Origin of the sequence: Acanthopleuribacter pedis (assembly GCF_017377855.1) — a bacterium.
In the GTDB taxonomy this organism is placed as follows: Bacteria; Acidobacteriota; Holophagae; order Acanthopleuribacterales; family Acanthopleuribacteraceae; genus Acanthopleuribacter; species Acanthopleuribacter pedis.
In genome coordinates this window covers 139612-159112 of sequence record NZ_JAFREP010000013.1, presented here as the reverse complement: position 1 = coordinate 159112, position 19501 = coordinate 139612, and the positions used below count along the sequence as shown (strand labels likewise).

Sequence of the window (19501 nt, the reverse complement as noted above, 5' to 3'; positions counted from 1 at the left end):
TCGTTTTGATTTTGTTCTAGTGCGGTACGTTATTGAATAATATAGGAACTGTTGGTGAGGTACTTGTGTTAGGTGAGATATAGTGTTTCCTGTGAGGGTGTTTTTCAATGGTGGGATGGTGGTTTTTACCAACCGCGCGGTGGGTAGCGGCCTGACCTAGCCGGCTTTCAACGGCCGGACCTTTCACGAGACCTACGACCTGAGGGACCGCCTCGTGGTGCGCCGTTTCGACGACGGTACAGCCTTCCGGTTCCACTACAATGCCGTCGGTTTGCTCACCGGCAGCGAGGGCCCGAGCGGTTCGAGAAGCTACCGCGACGACCCAAGCGGACGGCTCCAGTGGGTCGACGCGTCACGCGGTTCCTGGCTGACCTACAGCTATAACGCGGCCGGCGACCGCACCGGGGTGACCACCCCGTTCGGCACCACGGGTTACGCCTTTGACGCGGCGGGCCGGCTGTCCCGGGTCACCGCGGCGACCGGCGAGGTGTTCACCATCGGTTATACCCCCGACGGCCTGCGCGAGCAGGTCGAATACCCCAACGGCAACGTCCAGAGCTATGGGTACGACCGCATGAACCGCATCGAAGCCATGGACTTGGTGTCCTCGGACGGTACCTTGCTTGCCGGCTACACGGCCGGCTTCGACCCGCGTGGTAACCGAACGCGCTTGACCGATCACACCGGCGCCGTCCACGGTTACGGCTACGACGCGCTCTCCCGTTTGGTAGAGGAAATCGTCTCGGCCCCGGCCGAGGGGCTCGATCTGGTGCTGGGTTACCGTTACGACGCCGTCGGGAACCGCACCCGTGTCGAGAAAAACGGCGTGGTTTACCTGTCCGAGTACGATGTCAACGACCGCCTCGAACAAAGCGAAGACGAAACCGGCACCACGCGCTACAGCTACGATGCCGCCGGCAACCTAACCCGCGAGGCTCGCTCGGACGGCAGCGTGGTTTACGAATACGACCGAGCGGGCCGATTGGCGCGGGCGCTGACCGCGCAAGGCAGCGCGGACTACCACCACGACGTGGCCGGCAACCGCATCGCGATCACGCGGGATGGTGTCCGCACCGACTACCTGGTCGACACCAATCGAAGTTACGCGGCGGTTTTGGCCGAGATCCAAGCAGATCGCGGCCCACCCATCGCCACCTACACCTTCGGCTCAGGCATCCTGGCCCAGCACCGCGAGGGCGTCGTCTTGGTTTGACGGCCCGTACTCGGAAAAAGTCGGCCCTTTAAACAAATTCGGGACACCTTTTTCGCTTCTTTTCTTGCTTATGGTAGTAGGCGCAACGCGTGTTGGTGAAAAAAGCGCCGGCTTGTCATCGTTTTTCGCGCTTGGATGCGCGTTTCTGTTTAGGAGGTCGCCGCGCATGCTTATCGCGGTTCCACCGGCAGGCTGAACGGGGTCTTTTGGTGCGCGCGGCGCCTCGCCTGTTTTGACGGAGTTACCATGATTTCTTTGCTTCTTTTTTGTGGCATGCTGCAGTGGGTTGGCGCCGATGTCAGCCTGTCCCGGCACATCGAATACAAGGTCCAAACCGAGGGGCCCGAGGGGCCCCGTGTTTCGGCCGAGGTCACCCTCAAGAAAACCTTGCACCGGGAACCGACGCTGGAAGACGCCCGCATTTTTGTACCGGCATCCACCTTTTCCGATGTTCGCGAGCTACGCTGTCGCGTTGGTCAAAAGATCCTGCCTAAAGGCGCTTACCGCACCCATCGGCCCGAGATGGAAGACGTGTTTCTGGGTGGCCCCACCATCCATGAAATCAATACCGGTCGCTACCTTAAAAAAGGTGCAACGGTGGTGACCACGTATCGCCAAAAGTTTCCTGAAATCACCATGCTGCCGTGGGTAACGATTCCCAATGAAGACGGTGTCGCCGAGGTGATTTTGACCTTCCACCACCCCGCCGACGTCCAGGTCGCGTTCGAGGTTTATGCACCCGGGGAGGTGCCCGAATTTACGGTGAAACGACCCAGGGCGACACAAACCACTTGGATCTGTCGCTTTCCGTCGCGCAGGGTAACGCGGCCCTACTTCTCCTTTAACGATACGCTTGCCATGGTCCTACCCAAAATGAGTCGGGACGGTCGGCCTTTGAATGGGTTCACCGCCGATTCTTTTGGGCGTTGGTATGGGGCGCAAGTTGCGGCCTTGCCCGGTCTGGATGCGGCGGGTAAGGCGAAGGCCGTCGCTTTGACGGCCGCGGCCGAGACACCGCGCGCCAAGTTAACCGCCTTACACGATTACGTGCGCGGCAACATTCGTTATGTCGCCGACGAACTGGGTCGCGGCGCGATCATTCCGCGACCTTCCGCGCAAGTGTTGGCTCAAGGTTACGGTGATTGTAAAGATCGTGCGTTGCTGGTTCGCGATATGGCGGCTGAATTGGGTTTGGATGTTCGGCTTGCGCTCCTCTCTACCGAGGTCCAACCCGAAACCAAGGCGGTCCATGCGCGCCTGTTCAACCATGTGATTTGTGCGTGGCGCGAGGGCGAGGATTGGTGGTTTTTCGATCCCACCAATGAATTTGCGCCCTTTGGTTTGCTCGATGAAAAGACGGTGGGACGGCGCACCTTGATCATCGGGCCGGACGGCGTAGAGATGGTCCGTTCGGTGAGCCGTGCCGGTATGCCGCGTTTGGCGGTGACGATCCAGGCGGATCGCGAGACGGCTCGGGGTACGGCACAAGTCACCTTCAGCGGGGGGCTGCTGGCCCAAGCCCACCACGCGCTTTCGCTCACGGGTTTGCAACGCGAGAACGTCCTCAGTGCCTTGGTTGGTGTTCACTTCGTTTACCTTTCCTTTGAGCATTTTGACACGGTGACAGTCAGCGACGACAGCGTGACCTTTTCCAGCCAGGTTGAATTGTCGCGTTTCCTGGTGAACTCGCGCACCCGGCTGTATGTGCCGACGGCACCGATGGCGAGCGTGACCCGCGACGTCTTTCCCCGTGAGGCCGACCCCCTGCCGCTGGAACTGGGCGGCCGTGTCGAGGTCACCCTGGATGTGAACATCGAGGCGGCGGGTTTTGAGTTGGCGCCAAGAGAACCGACCTCCCTAGGGGTGGCCGATGGCGCCTTCTTCAAGGCCGAGGCACGCAATGTAGACGGGGTTAAGAAGCAATTTCATTACCACTACCGCATGCCTTTTGCCGCGGTCCATGACGGCCAAAAACAGGACTTTTTTGCTTTTGCCAAAACCTATCTGCAGTCCCGCAATCAAATGTTCCACTTAAAACCTGCGGATGCACCCTAACCCGCATTTCTCACGAGGAGTTCCCTTTGAATCTGTACCGTACAGCGACCCTGCTTCTGTTGGGTTTGATGTTTCTCCAATGTAGCCAATCCAAACGCGTGACCTACCTGCCCGGCGAAACTGGGTCCGGCGCGACGGCGCAGTCTCCAACCGCCGCCGAACTCACGCAACAATACGGCGAGGTGCCGGGCGTGATGCTCAATTACGAGCGCACGCTGGAACATGTGATTACCTCGGGATTTTTGCCCCACGCCGCCAAATGGCGTTACTTCGAGTTGCATCGCCGCAATTACCTGGTCCTCGATCCCAAGGACGCAACGCTGGGAACCTTCTCGTTTAATTTGGAACGCGGCGATACCTTTAAGGTCGCCAATCTCTTTGTGCGACAGCCCGACGGTCAAACCAAAACCTTTACGGCGGATGACTTTCAGGCCAAGGTTCACGCCGACGGTTCAACCACCTACAAGTTCGCTTACCCCGGTCTGATTCAAGGGACGGTGATTGACGAGCAGATTGAGGTGTTCCGCGCCAATCCTTTCAAAAATCCGCCGCTCTACCACGATGTGCCCCTGCAATTTGCGATCCCCTGTAAACGGGTGATCTTTTCTTACGCCTATCCTGATTGGTGGAAAATCAAAGTGAAAGAGGTCGCCGAAAATCAGCGGTTAGACTTTAAGGTGCAACACAATTCGGCAGGTAACAAACGTATCCTGCGTTACGAGCAAACCGATGTGCCGGCGGTGATTGAAGAGCCGATGAGCCCCTGGTTCAAAGAAAAAGCCTTGTATGCTGAGCTGATGGTCACCGAATTAAAGGTAGGCGATACCTTTTACAAGGCGCCGCGTCATTGGGAAGCCATGGGCAATGATTTGCGCGCCGGGGTGCACCGCAACCGCGCCACGTTTTCAAGTCGCGTTGCGCGTGTTGCCCTCAAGGTAACCAAGGGTTTGGACGATCCCGCGGCCAAGTTGGACGCGATTGTGACTTATGTTCAAGAGCAGGTGGATCCCACCGGCGGCGATGTCGGCAATTTTGCCAAGATATTGGCTGAAAAACGCGGCAACCCCTTCATGAACACGGCGCTCACAATGGAAATGTTGCGGCATGTCGGCATCAACAGCGAGTTCCTCATGATCCACTCGGCCGCGGACGGGCATTTCGACACAAACTTCATTTCCTCCGGTCAGTTCACCTTTCCAGCCCTCCGCGTCAAGCTGGAGCGGAAGCTGTATTTTGTGTTGCCCTACATTCAGGGCATGCCGATTGATCACTTACCGCAACCGCTGCAAGGCCAACACGCGCTGATTGCCGATCAGTCCGGGCGTGCGCGGATCGTCAAAATCCCCGAGGGGAATTTGGCTGAAAACGGTGAGCAGGAAAGCTTGGATTTGGTCCTGCGAGAAGACGGTGTGGTTGAGGTCGCGGAACGCAAGGTACTGAGGGGTTCGCGGGCGGTTTCGGCACGGGCCGAGTTGGGTGACTTGAGCGAGGAGGAACGGGAGACAAGGTTGCGGGACTGGATCACCTTCAATGACGGTGCGCCGACCCAGGTCGAAGTGAAGGTGGTGGATTTAGCGGATCACAAAAAACCGCTGCAGATCAAACTGACCTACCAAATCGACAACGCCTTGGTGGTTACCCCGGAAGAAGTGCTGTTCCGGCCCAGCGGGTTGTTCCGTGCGTTGCGTGAGTTGTCGGTGAAAACGGACGTGGCGGAACGGCGTTCCGACGTGGTGGTGCCTTATGACCTGATGATGGAAAAAACGGTGTCCTTAACCTATCCCGAACACTGGCGTTTGGTGGAACCACCCCAAGCGGTGTCTCTGTCGAACCAGTTCGGGGAAGTAAAAGCGGCGGTTGATGCGGCACCGGGTTCGTTTTCGATGGCGCGCCGCATCTCGCTGAACAAAACCCGTCAGGACAAACGTTCGTTTGGCGCTTTGCTGGAACTGGCCGGCGCGGGTCGTGCCGATTTGGCGACCTTGGTTTTTGAAAAAGGAACGGCGCCCTAGCCCGTACTTCTCTCGAGGAATTCTGCCGCGGAGCCTCGTGGGAAATGTGTGGGCGTTGGCGGAAGCGCGGCCGGCGTAAGACCTAAGAACCCACGCCGGCCGCTGCCGTTTAATCCAAATCTTCGCGGTAGACTTTGCCGTCTTTCATGACGAAAGCGACGTTTTGCAAAATGGCGATGTCGGCAATGGGATCGCCTTTCACGGCCACGATGTCGGCGATTTTACCCTCGGTTAAGGCGCCTAAATCGTCTTGGCGCAAAACCTCGGCGGCAACCGAGGTGGCCGCTTTGATGGCCGCCATGGGTTTCATGCCGTTTTGAACCATGAGCACGAACTCGCGCGCGTTACGGCCGTGGGGACTGACACCGCAGTCCGTGCCGAAGGCAATGGGCACGCCCGCTTTGACGGCGCGACTGAAGTTGTCGAGCATGTATTGACCGACGATCACCGCTTTTTGGGCGACAACCGGCGGCAAGGCGCCTTCTTCTTTACCCATCTCCAGGACCGTTTCACCCGCCATCAAGGTGGGCACCAGCCAGGCCTCTTTTTCCTTGAGGAGTTTGATGCCTTCCTCGTTGAGGTAGGTACCGTGTTCAATGGTGCGCACACCGGCGCGCAGCGCGCGGTTAATGCCCTCGGCGCCGTGGGCGTGGGCGGCGACGTGGAAGCCGTAATCATTCGCGGTGGAAATAATCGCTTCCAGTTCTTCCATGGTGAATTGCGGGTTTTGGCCGCTTTTGGCGAGGCTTAAGACGCCGCCGGTCGCGGTGATTTTAATGAGGTCGGCACCGTCTTTGTAACGTTGGCGCACGGCTTTACGGGCGTCCTCCGGGCCGTTGATCACGCCTTCCTTGGGACCGGGATCGCCTTGCAGTTCGGCGCTCACGCCGTTGCTGGGGTCGGCGTGGCCGCCGGTGGTTGCCAGTGATTTGGCGGCGGTAAAAATGCGCGGGCCTTCAATCCAACCCTTGGCAATCGCCTCGCGCAGGGAAATGGTGACATTGTAGGCGTCGCCCAAATCGCGAACGGTGGTGAACCCGGCCTGGAGCGTGGCTTTGGTGTAAACGGTGGCGCGCAGGGCGACATCGGCGGGGTTCATGGAAAAACGTTCCTGATAGGCCTTCTCGTGGAGTTCGCCGTCGAGGTGGGTGTGGAGGTCGATGAAACCGGGCAACAGGGTGTAATCGCGTAAATTGATGACGCGGTCGGCTTTCTTGAGGGAGATATAACCCTTTTCGACCCGAACGATCTTGCCGTCCTGGATGACGAGCGTGACTTCTTCGCGAACCTTATCGCTGACGCCGTCAATCAGTTTACCGGCGTAGATCACGGTTTGCGCGTGTAGGGTGGCGAAGCCCGACAGCAACAACGTTAGGGCGAGGAAACGACGAAAATATAAAACCAACAGGGGACCTCCTGGGCGAATTAAACGGCATGGGGGACGCATGTCCCGGGATACGCGCCATAAGAAAGGGGTGTCGTTACGCAAGCGGGTGGCGCCACCGGGGGAACACGAATGCGCTGAGCATATCGCAAAGGGTCAGGCGAGGCAAATACCTGAAGATCGGGGGATTGGGCGCACGTGGGCAGGGTTATTCTGTTTGCCCGGTTGGGACGTAAGCCAGGGAGACGACTTCGATGTGCCAATCCGCGATGGGTTCCTCGTGATGAAGGACCGCGTGTAACAGCCGGTGATCGCCGGCCAGGACACTGGGCAGGTTGGCGGTGGTCAGGGTTAGGGTTTTTTGCGCGCGGGTCCGTCCTTGCCGGCCGAGGCCGGAGAGGGTCAGGCTTGCGGCCTGAACGGCCTTGTCCGCGTGGTTGGTCACCGCGAGCGACACCAGGGTTCGTGGCGGGCCCTCGGTCAAGGGTGTCGCCGCGCGCAAATCAAAGGCGAGGTGTTGTTTGACGGCTAGCCGGCGGGTTTGATGTTCGGTTTTGGGCGGTATTGGTTCGGTGAGCAGGTCGGTTAATTGGAGGCGTCCATAGGTCACAAAGGGATCGAGCCGGCGTTGTAGGTGAAAGGTTGCGGGATCGCCCGGCTGCATGGCCGCGGCGGGTACGTCCCAAAAGGGAAGGGTTCGCTGTATCACGGCTTGGTCAAAGCGATCGTAAAACTGGATGGTGAAGATCAAGGTGCGTGCGGCTTTTTTGCTTTGGTTGCGCACCAAACCGGTGAGTTCTAAGGTGCGGTGTTGCCCGTGACCTGTGACGATGCCGGTTACCTGCTCGAGCCGAAAACCGGCCGCTTCCGCCGCGGGATCGAGGAACAGTAAAAAGGACGTCACCGTGGGTTCAGAACCAGGTGCGGTGTCGGTATTCGCCCGTTTACCGGTTTCATTGGACAACCACAAACCCCACACGCTCAGAAAAAGAAGAAAGACGAGGATCTGGCCGAGGGGACGCCGTCGTTTGGGTGTCGGGTTGGGTTGAGCGATGTTGTTCATAGATGGGTTGGTGTGCACACTTCGCGAGCTAGGTTAGCAGGAAGTGTTTACTTTAGACCGGGACCTTCTCACGAGAAAGGAAAAAGACGAACGGAGGATCATTTCCGTGACGATTGGTATTCGCAAGCTTGGCGTTTGTTAGGAGGAGGGAAGGCGATTGCCGCCGAGGCCCGGATAAAAAAGAGGCCCTGCTCGGCGACACCCCATAAAAAAGGGGCCGCTCCAACGCGTCCAACGAGTGTGGCGCGTGCGGGAGCGACCCCTAGACCCGCGTTAGCGGGATGAGCTTGGTTTCGGGTGCGTCAGCTTAGAAGCTGAAACGCAGACCGAATTGACCCTGCCAGCGCGAACGGAGGGGGTCGGTCTCGAAGCGGTTGTCCAGTTCGGTGGCATTCAGTTGGTAGATTGGCTTACCTTCGCTGTTGGTGCCGCGGTAGCGGATCAACTGGAAGGTGCTGAAGCTAACGTACTCAACCAAGCCGTCTTCGTCGTCCAAGAGATTGGCGATGTTGAACAGGTTCACGTAAGCCTGAACACTGTAGCGGTTGAACTTGGCTTTCAAAGAAGCGCTCAAGTCCAACTGGTGGCGCCAAGGTGCGCGGCTGTTGTTGCGGGAAGCGATTTCACCGAAGTTCAAGCCGTCGTCGGCGTTTACGAACTCTGAGAAGGTGTCCCAGATCTCTTGGGTGCTCATCTCACGGGGTCCTCGCCACTCAACTTCGTCCATGGTGGCGGGCACGTACAACAGGTCGTTGCTGCGTTGGCCGTCGCCGTTGACGTCGCCGTTGAAGATATAGGAGAAGGGACGACCGGATTGGGCATTGTAGAAACCAGACACGGTCAAGGTGTAGTTGTCGGCGAATTTGAAGTCGTAAGCAACAGAAGCGCTGAAACGATCTTCGATGCCGAAACGAGAGGCGGCGGTTTCGGGGTTGTTGGGATCGCCCGAGTTGGGTACGAAGCGCCAGTTGGAGAAGGCTTGGCTGCTGGTGCCGTCGTTGACGGAATCGGAAGAGTTGTGCAGGTAGCTGACGAACCATTGGAACCCGTCGCGCCAAGGACGCTCCAACTTGACGTTGAAGGAAACGGAATCACCTTCGCTGGTGTTGGTCAGGTAGATCACGTCGCTCAGGTCGTTGTCCTGGCTTTCCCAGAGGGGGCGCCCGTCGAATGCGGTTGCGATGCTGCCGTCGGCGTTGCGCTGAGGAATGATGTTCAAGTTCTGGTACAGAATTTCGTTCATATTCTGAGAGAAGATGACTTCCGCGCTGGCTACAATACCCCAGAAACCGAGGTCGTGATCGTAAGCCAAGTTACCGCGGAACACCTGGGGCAACTTGAAGTCGGGATCGATGACGTCGATTTCGTTGGTGTCGATATCTACGTCTGGAATGAATTCGGGTTGGTTGTTGGGGTCGGGATTAAAGGGAATGTGGTTGTCCCTGGAAGCATCGCCGTCAATCGTTGCGCGAATCCGAGTGAACTCGATGCCGGTGTTGGCGTACTGGTTGGACAACCAAACGTAAGGGGTACGACCGGAGAATACGCCGGCGCCGCCGCGCAACTGCTGGGTGCCGTCGCCGGTGATGTCCCAGTTGAAACCCACACGGGGTGACCACAGCATGTTGCCGTCAGGCGTGTTGGTGGTGCTCAGGCCGCCGGTTTCCAGCTGCGCGTTGGGGTTTTCGATGGGGTTGTCGCGGTACCAAGAGAAGGTATCGAGGACGGGGTTGCGGGTGGGTTCATCCGGGAACAAGGGAATGTCGACACGCAGGCCCATGGTGACGGTCAACGTGGGGTTGACGGTCCACTGGTCGCCCACGTAGAAACCCAATTGTTGGGCGTCAAACTTGGCGGACTGTTTGGGATCGTCGGTGGCTGAGAAGCTGTAGTCGTACTGACGCGCCCAACCGTTGCGGAAATCTTCGAGGGTGTCGAATTGGTAGGCGCCGAAGTTCTCGCGGATGAAGAGGTTGTCGAAATCGAACAGCTCGTTGTGCGTCCCGATGGTGATCGTGTGCGCGCCACGGAAGAAGGTCAAATCGTTGGTGATCTCGATGATGGATTGGTCCAAAGAGTTGGCGGTCGAGAAACGCTCAGTGCCCGCTTCGAACTCGTCGCCGATCCGGCCCCTGAACTCATCGTTGGGGAAGACATTGTTGGGATCGATGTTCTCGATCTCAACCCAAGGGAAAGGTTGGCCTTGACCGGTACGACGGTCTTTGATGGTTTGGTAGCTAACGCGGAATTCGTTGTAGAACTCACCCAAGGAACTGTTCAACTGCAACACGGTTGAGTTGGTTTCGTTGGGGAAGAGCTGGGCGTTGCCGGGGAAGTTGTAGGCGAAGGCATCGGGGTTCAGGATCAGGTTTTCGGCGTCGACGTAGTTGTGGCGCAGGGTCAACTGGTGGGCGTCACCGATGTTGAAGTCGAAACGAACAAAGATGGTGTCGTTGTCGGTGTTGCGGGTGACTTCATTCAAGCCGCCTGGGTCGTAGCCGTAGCCGTTCAAGATTTCGATGAATTCTTGGGCTTCAGCGAAGAAACCGAAGTTCTGACCGCTGCCGGACGCGTTGTCGGCGCGAATTTCAAAACCGGTGGGTACATCACGACGGCGTGATTCGGCTGATGCAAAGAAAAAGATTTTGTCTTTAACGATGGGGCCGCCGATGCTGAAACCGGTTTGGGTTTCTTCAAAGTCGCCCAGTTCAACAGGGTCGCCGTCGTCGCCGATGAATTCACCGAATTGGCTGTCGGTTTTGGAGTAGTGGAACACACTACCGGAAAAATCGTTGGTGCCGGACTTGGTGATGGCGTTCACGCCGCCGCCGGAGAAACCACCCTGACGGACGTCATAGGGAGAAACCAGCAGTTGGATCTCTTGGATTGCTTCCAAGGAAACGGGGGGTGCTTCAGCCTGGCCGCCGGGGGTGCCGGATGCGGTCAAACCAAACAAGTCGTTGTTAACGGCGCCGTCGATCAGGATGCTGTTGTAACGGTTGTTGCGGCCGGCTACCGAGAAGGTGCTGGCGCCGCCGTCACTGTCGAAGTCCTGGAAGTAAGGGTTGGTGCGGGTGTAATCCGTGATGGTGCGGTTTACGGTGGGTAATTTTTCGATGGATTCCTGAGAAACGCTACTCTCGGAACCTTGGCGACCGGCGTTGATCAAGGCATTGGTTTCAGCCACAACAACCAAGGTTTCCTCGATTGCGTCAACCGTCATTTTGAAGTTCAAACTTTGGGTGTCGCCCAACTTAAGGTAGAGGTTGTTCTGCTGCTGGGTTTTGAAACCCGGCATGCTCGCGGTAATCGTGTAGGGGCCGCCGACGCGTACGTTACGAAGGTCAAAACGACCATCCGCGCGACTTACCGCGCTGTAACGCGTGCCCGTGGGTTCGTGAACACCGTTGATAACGGCGCCAGGCAGAGGTTGATCGCTGGGGTCGACGACGACACCCGTCAAGTTTGCGGTCGTTACACCTTGTGCCATGGCCAAGGACGCCCACGTGATGCACAGCATGCACATCATAGATTTGAAATACTTCATTGCTTCCCCTCCAAGCTTGAGCTTAGGTTGGTCAGATTTTAGGGACAAACTCGTTCTCCATCGTTTGGCAGAGAGAATGATCCTGCTGGACGCTCTCTCCGTCCTTTTGTCCGGGTTGGTTCCTGGCAAGTGAACCACTCCCCGATATCCGAGGGCCGCGGCAATGCTGCCTGTTCGGCACATGGATCCCTAGTTGTTCGGAATAAGTCGAAATGCTTGCTCTTTGGATAACAGCCTCGCATTTGTGGGTTTGCCTGTTCTCAGGCAGTTGTCGTCGAATCTGTATGACGGTTTCCGATACGATGAGATGTATGTTCAGGATCCATCAGCCCTCATCAAAGCCCGCAAAGGTTGCCATTGCTTTGTTAGAGGCTTTTGAGAGTTTTGTTAAAAAAATGTTAAAGAATGTGAGCGTCCTCCCACCGCACCGGCCATACTTTTACAAAACTTGACCTCGGTTACCGCGGCTTGCGGTGGTAAATTAATCCTATGGGAACGCGGTGGTTAGCCGTTTTTTTTGCCGCTTTTGTTTTCCCTTTTTGGGCCCTTTCACCCGATTTGTCGGGGCTCACTTTTTTAGATTTTTGTTAAGGAGATGTGGCTTGGCTTCGCATCAGATTCGAAATTTAATTTTTGGCTTGACCGGTCTTTGGATTGTGCTTGGTGTCCTTTTGGCGGTTGCTACCTTCATGCAGTGGGTCGACAAGACCCTCTTCTCAAACCTCTTCATTGGCGGCTTTATCGTTTATTGCGTGATCATTGCGATTTTGAGTCAGTTGCTGAGCGGTACCCTTCAAGACGAGCAAGATCAGGATCGCGACGATTCTTAAGCCGAGGCACCCTGCTGGAAAAATAGGGTCCGCTTTGCCGCATCGCGGAAGAAGGTTTGAGAATTGTGTTGCTTTTCAGGCCGCCGCGCCGCCCCGTTCCATCTCGCATATTCCGAGTAATTTTGAAGGCGGTGTGAGATTTTTTGAAACGGTTTCCGACGCATTTCGAACGGGCCAATTTGACGCCTTGTGGCGTAGCTTATCTGTTTTTTTACAATGGGTGCCCCGGTATGACCGTCGGCTCTGTCACTGAACACGTCGTGATGGTTTTTGCCGCTCCTGGGTTTTACGCCTCGCCGCCGTGCGCCCTTTGGCCTCTTGGCCCGATTGCCTCACACACTTCACACACAAGCAACACCGAGTTGCCATCAATTCCAGACTGCCGCGCGGCGATTCGCGGCGGCTTCTCAGCCACACTAAGTGTGCTTCGGCCGGTGCCCTTATTTTGTGGGGGCCGGCCGGGGTTACTTTTTTCATTGGAGAGGATGGCGCATGCGTTTGGTTTGTGGGATTTTTTGGAGCCTGGTTCTGTCGTGGACATCGGTATTGGCGAACGAGCCGGTGCTCTTTAATAATGTAGCCGTTTTGGATGTGGCCGGGTCGGGTCTGCTGCCCGGCCGGGATGTGGTCGTGGTGGGGAACCGAATTACCGAGGTGGGTGCGCACCAACCCGACCGCGATCATCGCGGGTTGCGGGTGATTGACGGGCGCGACAAGGTGCTGTTGCCGGGTCTCATTGACATGCATGTTCACCTGCCCGAGCCGGGGGATGAAGCGCGGTTGCGCAAGGCTTTTGCCCGTTATTTGCGCGCGGGGGTGACCACCCTCCGTTCCATGCGCGGCGCCCCGGAGCACCTGTCCTGGCGGGCACGTGCCTTGGCCGGGGAATGGCCCGCGCCGCGCCTTGTTTTGGCCTCACCCGCGATTGGCCGCCGTTTGGCCGCGACCCATGCACCCGAGCTGTTGGCCGATCAGTTTGCCGCCGCTGGTTACGACTTCATCAAAATTCTCGGTGGTTTTGACGATGCGACCTATCGGCGCTTAACCGCGCGGGCCGCCGAGCACGGCTTGCCTGTCGCGGGCCATTTGGTCGGCGGTGTTGCCCACGCATCCGTGCTTCAAGCCCGGCAGCGGTCAATTGAACATCCCGAGGGTCTGGTTCGGCTGCTAGAAGAAGAGGGCGAAGCGGGCCTGCGTCGTTTTGCCCGGGAGATGCGGGCGCGGAACATGTTTTTTTGCCCCACCGTGCAGTGGTACCAGATTCGCATCGACTTGTTGGAAGGTCGCGTGCCGCGGGCGACGGCGGGGTTGCCGTTGGCGGCGGCCGAGAAGGAAGCCTGGCTGAACTTTAGCGAGCGCGTCGACGCCCTCCGCCGCGACCCCGAAAAAGGGCCTGAGGCCCTGGCGAAACGGCAGGCCCTGGCGCGTCGGTTTGCGCGGATTTGTCGCATTTTGGAAGGGGAAGGCGTGCGTTTTCTGGTGAGCCCCGGCGCGGGACCTTATATTTTTGAAGGGCGAGACATGCTCATTGAAATGAAGCGTTTGCATGAAATGGGTTTGCGTCGGGAAACGATTCTGGCGGCGGCAACCCGCGACGCGGCGGCCGCCCTGGATTTGGCCGACGAGCTTGGAACGGTTGCGCCGGGAAAACGCGCCGATCTGCTGCTGGTCGCGGGCAATCCGCTCGAGGATTTCGAGGCGTTGCAGCGGGTCGCGGGTGTGATGGCCGAGGGGGTCCTTTTGCGTACGGATCTGGGGTTGCCGGCGGATTAAACCGAAGGTGTTTTTTCGGGGGTCGGCTATTCGCGGGTCGTGTGTTGGCGGCGCGGGAAACGCAGCACCATTTCACAGGACTCGCCCTCCACCGTTTTCACCTCAAATTGGCCGTGGTGTTCCAGCACCACGATGTCGTAGGCAATCGACAAACCCAGGCCGATGTTTTTGCCGCCCGGTTTGGTGGTGAAAAACGGGGTGAAGATGCGGTTGCGGTGATCGTGGGGGATGCCAAGCCCGTTGTCCCATACGGAAAGGGTGATGTACTCGCCCAAACTTCGGGTTTGTACCTTGACCCGGGCTTGGTAGTCGGGGCCTTGGTTCTGGCACTTTTGCATCAGTGATTCGAGGCTGTTGGTGATTAAGTTCAGCACGGTGCGGCTGATACTTTGCGGGGCGACGTCGATTTGATCGACGTTGCTGTCCAGCTCGTGTTCGATGGTGATGGGATGGTTCTCGGGATCGATGCCGCTGATGCCGTGGTACGCCATGTGGGTGTACTTTTCCACCAGCGCGTTGAAATCGACCTTGCGGAAGCTTTTGCTGGAGGTTTGGGCCAAATCCATCATGCTGGTGACGATGCGGTCGGCTTTGCGGCCTTGCTCGCGCGTGACCCCGGCGTTGAGCTCGAGGTCGTGGATCAGGTCGGTCATGATTTCAAAAGTCTCGGGGTCGAGTTTGTCCTGCTGTTGTTGGACCTTTTCGGTGAGGTCGCGCAGCAATTCGTCGGCGACCTCGGACAAGTTGTTGACGAAATTGAGCGGGTTCTTGATTTCGTGGGCGATGCCGGCCGCCAAGGTCCCAATCGAGGCCATCTTCTCTTTCATGATCAACTGGCTCTGCTTGCGCAAGATTTCGGCGTTTTTGTCGTGGAGTTCTTGTACGCCGCGTGCTTTGGCCAGTGCCGAAATCGCGTGTTCGCGGTAGCGTTCCAGCTTATTGGCGTCGGCTTCGCCGAAGGCGTCGGTGCTGGAGAAACAGTCGAGGATTAGGCAGCCGAGCAGTTCATTGTGGTGGTTGATGGTCATGGTGAGGGTGGAGCCGGGATCGGGTGAGACGGTTTCTTCCGGGCTCTGGCGGTGGAGGTAGATACCTCGGTGGACCTCGCAACGGGGATGGAGGTAATCGCTTTCGAGTTGCTCGCGGGTGAGGCTGAGGTCGTCAAGGGCGTCGGTTTCGTAACCGGTGGTCGCCGCATAAACAAATTCCTGACGGCGCTCCTGCCATTGGAGAAAAGCGCCGCGTTCCGTTTGCGGGAAGAGGATCATGCCTTGTTCAAGGATGGTTTGCACGACGCGGTTGGGGGCGAATTCGCGGTTGGTCATGCGCACAACGCGGTCGAGGCCGGCCAATTCTTCATTACGCGCTTGCAGTTCGCGGGTGCGTTCCTGGACCTTGCGTTCCAGCGTGCGGTTGAGTTGGCGCAGCTGTTCCGCCGATTTTTCCACCAGCATCATGTTGCGCAGGTGTAGGGCGGCGATGGCCGAGAGGGAAACCAGCAGGGCCATGTCGTCCTCGGAGAACTGGCGCACGAACACGCGGGAAACCAGCACAATCATGCCGAGAGAACCTTCCGTGTCCAGCAGGGGGGCGGCCAGGAGGGAGCGAACGCCCGTGCCGACCAGGCTGTGGGAATGGGAAAAACGTTCGTCCGTTTCGGCGTCGGCAACCAGTGCCGCCACGCGTTTTTCGGTGACCTCGCGGATCAGGCTGCGTGAGAAGGTAAAGGTGCGGTTAACGCCTTCGATAATACGGGTCGCCGCCGGGTAAAATTCGTCATCGTCGCCTTTGAGGTAGACCGCGCCTTCTTCCGGGTTGAGCAAACCGAAGATGCGTTCGAGGACCAGGTCGAGCAGTTCCTCGCGGGTAATGGGTTTCGACAACGCGGAGTGGATTTCGTTGAGCAGCTTGAGGCGGTCCGCCGCTTTGCGCAGATCTTTTTCACCTTCGACGGTGAGAATGTTGCCGCCGGGGGCGCTGTCGAGCATTTCCGAGGCCGATTTGAACAGACGGTGTGAGGCGAGATGGGTATCGTCGTCGTCGTCATCAATGCTGGGAATGGTTTCTTCTTCTTGGCTTTCGGCCACGGTAATTTTGGTGGTTGAAAGGCGGATCACCGCGCCGGGTTCAAGTGCGTAGGGTTGGCGAACGAGGTAATCGTCGACGACGGTTCCGTTGTGGCTGCCGAGATCTTCAATGAACCACTTTTGGTTGCGCAGGAAAAGGCGCGCGTGGCGGCGGGAAATGCTTTGTTCGGAGATGACCAAGTCAGCAGCGGGCGAACGGCCGATAATTAAGTTCGTGCCGCGAATTGTATGAAAAAAAGGTTCGCTTTCACTGGGAATCACGTGGAGCTTCAACACAAACGGTCCTTGAACGTGGGACTGAATCAAAATCGGTTTTTTCGCGCGTCGACCGCGTCCCGGTGGTGACAGGGCCGGACGCGGATTGTGGCCAAAACGCGGGCGGTGGAGACTAAATGCACTATTTTTAGTGGTTTGCCGAGGAGGTACCGCAATCCTCATGGACCGGAGGGCCTAGATAAAGCTGCTTCGGTTCCTTAGCTGAGTGCTTGGTGAGCAATGCGGGTTCGTGCAAAGAGTCCGGCTTTGCCGAGACACACGGTTAAATTCTACCTGAGCCGGGCGCGAACGGCGAGGGATTTTCCCGGTTGAGGGCTTTGACGAGAGGTGGTTACCGGTTGAGGCCCGACCGGCCCACCGATGCGAGGACGGGGGGGATGCCGCCCGACGGTGGGTGTTCCTGTTGGTTGATGCGGGACGGCCTTGGTTGCGCCAAGTGCAAGTAAAGGTGGCGTTCCGCTCATTCCTCGTTGATTTACGCCAAATGGGTGCACCTTTTGGTTCCCCGGGCTCTTTTACATAAAGGTCTATGGATTAAATCTCAATTAAGGGAAAGGCAATGCGGATTGTGAAAACTTGCCGCGTTGTTTTGTTAGGTAAGTGTGTTCTTGAAAGAAAAGGTGTTGCTCGTCAATGAAAACAAAAGAAAGGCTGAATTTTTGAGCGTAATTGACTTAGAATGGGGCAAGGGTTCGTTTGATTTATCGTGGTTGCTCCTTTTTTCGCGAGTAACGAGGCCCGAGATAGAGAGTTATGGTTTTGAGACGGGTGTTTCTGTGAAAGGGTAGGAGAGCGCGCGATGGTACGGACGACGCTGTTACTAGGGTTGCTCATGGTTGGTGCGACGGCACCTGCCGCGGACGGAACGGTTGCCGAGGGTTTTGCTTGGTTGGAGAACCAGTGCTTCGACGGCCGTGGGAACTTGTTTTTTTCCGACAGCACGCACGGTGAAGTGTGGCGCCTGTTTGAAGGTGGTGAGAATCGCTATCACATGGAACTGGTTCAAAGTGATTTTCAGGCGGTGATGGGTTTGGCCGTCGACGAGGCGCGCGACGAGGTGTTGGCGGTGGTGGTGCGACGGGAAGGTCGTTGGCTCGCACGCAACTATCTGGTGGCGTTTCGTGCCGAATTGCCTTCGATCTACCGAATTATCGCGAGCTTGCCGTCGAGCGGAAACGGGCTGGTTGTCCACGACCGTTTTGCCTACATATCCAGTGCACGCAGCTTTTTGCCGGAAGACGGCGTTGTTTATCGCGTCGATATTGAACGAGGTTCGGTAGATGTTTTCGCTGAAAAGCTAACTTACGCCAATGGGCTTGCGTTGGATGTGGCGAAGCAACACCTCTACGTGGGCGAGTGGGCGACCGGTGCCATTCAGGTTTTCGACCTGGCCACGGCGCGGCGTGTGCGGACGCATCACTTATTAAAGCCGCGCGATGCCGAATGGCTCGATGACATGGTGGTCGACAGCGAGCGTGGCTGGTTGTACGGGACCGATTTCGCCAAAGGCCGGGTGGTGGCTGTTCCCCTGACGGGAGAGGCGGCGGGGCCGGTTGAGGTGGCCGCCGGTTTGAAGAATCCGACCTCGGTGGCTTTTGGGCGTGGGACGGGGTTCCGCGGGTGTTCGCTGTACGTGACGGAGGGCGGTGGGTTAACCGTGCATGATGCGGATCGCCGTCTGGTGGAGGTACCCCATGTTCGTTGCGGTGATCGCGGTGGGGCCTGTGCGGCGCGTTAGCGCAACGGTTTAGACATCGGTTTTGTTGCGCCGCCCGAAGGTTGCGTTAAGCACCTTGAGGTAGGGGTTTTGATTGAGGGCTTGGTCGATCATGTACGCGGAGCCGGTGAGCACCAGGCGGCGGCCTTCCGGTAGGTTTTCTCGTTCGTGGGCGAGGGCCTGGGCGGGTTCCTCAATAACGGTTACGTTGGTTGTTTCCCGGCTGAGTTGCTTGGCGATCTCGTGGGGGGATTGGCCCGCGTAAGATGCGTTGGTGACCACGAGGCGTTCGGCAAGCGGCAGGATCGGGGCGAAAACCGCGCGCGGATCGCGGCAGCGGGTAAGCCCGACGAGAAAGTGGAATGTTTCGCCGGGGTAACGCACGCGGAGTTGCTCGGCGAGTTTGGCGATCTTATCGGCGTTGTGGGCGACGTCGGCGATGATGTTGGGGGCGACTTCCTCGAAGCGGGCGGTGAGGTGCTGGGTCATGTTGCCGGTGAGGGTGGCCAAATCGAGGCCGGGAAAAAAGTGTTGAATGGTGCGGCAAGCGAGCGCGAGGTTGCGCAGTTTGAAATCGGGTTCGCGGCGGGTGAGGACCTGCTGCACGGCGGCGGTATCTTCTTCGTTGACGACAAAAACGTCGGCGCCTTCGCTCCGGGCGGTTTTGACCACATAAGATAGGTTGGGTTCAACGGCGGTGGTGAAAAACGGCTTGTTTTTGCGGGCCACGCCCGCTTTTTCGAGCGCGCGTTGCCAGGCGTGGGCGCCGAGGGTTTTGGCGTGGTCCTCGGCGATGTTGGTGAGGAGCGAGGCGGTGACGTCGAGTGCCATTTGCGGCGTATAGCGGCCGCCGTTGCCGACCTCGATGACGGCCCAACCGACGGTGCGGCGGGCGAACAGGTGGAGCGCAAGCAAGATACCTTGTTCGGCGAAGGTGAGGGCGTCCTCGGGGCGGTGGCGGATGCGTTCCCGTTGGTAGGGCTCGAGAATGCCGTGGTAGATATCGGCAATATCCGCGTGCGCGGCGGGTTCGCCGTTCATGTGAAGCCGTTCGGCGTAGTCGAACACATGGGGGCTGGTCCAGGTGCCGGTGTGACCGGTGAAGCGCAGACCGGCGGCGATGTAACGGGCGACGGAACCTTTGCCGTTGGTGCCGGTGATGTGGATGAGGCGGGTGGGGTGACCGCTGGGCCAAAAGTGGCGGATTGCGTCCTGTACAAGAAGGATACGGCGTTTTTTGCGGGCGGCCCAGCCGGCGTGATAGAGCTCGTCGAGTGCCACGAGGTATTGGGGTTCGAAGGCCGAGGCCTCGGGGTTCGGGGAAAACCGGTCGGCGGAGACGACCATAAAAACACCTCCATGTTCAAAGCCGGCGCGATGGGCGCCTGGCCATTTTAGCGCATGGCGGTGTGGAACGGTGGTGTTTGGTGCGGTGATTCGGGATGATGGCGGCGTTGGTCCGGCGCCCGCCTAAAAAAGGGTTGATTCGGGGCAAGGTGTCGGGAAAATTCGGAAAGAATCCTCGGAGAAAAACGCGGTGCCGG

The 19501-nt window shown here is 58.1% G+C and carries 11 protein-coding genes; 6 read left to right on the top strand and 5 right to left on the bottom strand.

Annotated features, from left to right (window positions below; translation table 11 throughout):
* Positions 1-214 precede the first annotated feature (214 nt).
* From J3U88_RS14175 to J3U88_RS14165, 3 genes are all read left to right on the top strand, one after another.
* Complete coding sequence (locus tag J3U88_RS14175; RefSeq protein ID WP_207859521.1) at positions 215-1213, top strand: RHS repeat protein; 999 nt, start codon at positions 215-217, stop codon at positions 1211-1213.
* 246 nt (positions 1214-1459) lie between these two features.
* Positions 1460-3268, top strand: a complete 1809-nt coding sequence (locus tag J3U88_RS14170) for a transglutaminase-like domain-containing protein (RefSeq protein ID WP_207859520.1) — start codon at positions 1460-1462, stop codon at positions 3266-3268.
* A 26-nt stretch (positions 3269-3294) separates the two neighbouring features.
* Positions 3295-5280 carry a transglutaminase-like domain-containing protein gene (locus J3U88_RS14165; RefSeq protein WP_207859519.1) on the top strand — a complete coding sequence of 662 codons (1986 nt, stop codon included), beginning with the start codon at positions 3295-3297 and terminating at the stop codon, positions 5278-5280.
* Between the two features lie 109 nt (positions 5281-5389).
* Here J3U88_RS14165 and J3U88_RS14160 read toward each other — a convergent pair whose 3' ends face one another.
* The 3 genes from J3U88_RS14160 to J3U88_RS14150 all read right to left on the bottom strand — a co-directional run bounded on the left by J3U88_RS14160 (position 5390) and on the right by J3U88_RS14150 (position 11274).
* Entirely contained in the window at positions 5390-6688 is a 1299-nt protein-coding gene (locus J3U88_RS14160; protein WP_423842057.1) for a metal-dependent hydrolase family protein, read from the bottom strand.
* A 184-nt stretch (positions 6689-6872) separates the two neighbouring features.
* On the bottom strand, positions 6873-7727 hold the full coding sequence (locus J3U88_RS14155) for a hypothetical protein (protein WP_207859517.1): 855 nt from the start codon (positions 7725-7727) through the stop codon (positions 6873-6875).
* Positions 7728-8034: 307 nt separating this feature from the next.
* Positions 8035-11274, bottom strand: a complete 3240-nt coding sequence (locus J3U88_RS14150; protein ID WP_207859516.1) for a TonB-dependent receptor — start codon at positions 11272-11274, stop codon at positions 8035-8037.
* Positions 11275-11876: 602 nt separating this feature from the next.
* Here J3U88_RS14150 and J3U88_RS14145 point away from each other — a divergent pair.
* Both J3U88_RS14145 and J3U88_RS14140 read left to right on the top strand, forming a co-directional pair.
* The gene (locus tag J3U88_RS14145; protein WP_207859515.1) at positions 11877-12104 is read left to right on the top strand and encodes a hypothetical protein; all 228 of its coding nucleotides are present in this window, start codon (positions 11877-11879) and stop codon (positions 12102-12104) included.
* Positions 12105-12596: 492 nt separating this feature from the next.
* Positions 12597-13877, top strand: a complete 1281-nt coding sequence (locus tag J3U88_RS14140) for an amidohydrolase family protein (protein ID WP_207859514.1) — start codon at positions 12597-12599, stop codon at positions 13875-13877.
* Between the two features lie 26 nt (positions 13878-13903).
* Here J3U88_RS14140 and J3U88_RS14135 read toward each other — a convergent pair whose 3' ends face one another.
* Positions 13904-16240 carry an FHA domain-containing protein gene (locus J3U88_RS14135; protein WP_207859513.1) on the bottom strand — a complete coding sequence of 779 codons (2337 nt, stop codon included), beginning with the start codon at positions 16238-16240 and terminating at the stop codon, positions 13904-13906.
* Positions 16241-17039: 799 nt separating this feature from the next.
* On the opposite strand from J3U88_RS14135, the gene J3U88_RS14130 reads away from it, so the two are divergent.
* Entirely contained in the window at positions 17040-17978 is a 939-nt protein-coding gene (locus J3U88_RS14130) for an SMP-30/gluconolactonase/LRE family protein (RefSeq protein ID WP_207859512.1), read from the top strand.
* A 9-nt stretch (positions 17979-17987) separates the two neighbouring features.
* Here J3U88_RS14130 and J3U88_RS14125 read toward each other — a convergent pair whose 3' ends face one another.
* Positions 17988-19304, bottom strand: coding sequence for a glutamate ligase domain-containing protein (locus J3U88_RS14125; RefSeq protein WP_207859511.1), 1317 nt, complete (start codon positions 19302-19304; stop codon positions 17988-17990).
* Positions 19305-19501: the final 197 nt, after the last annotated feature.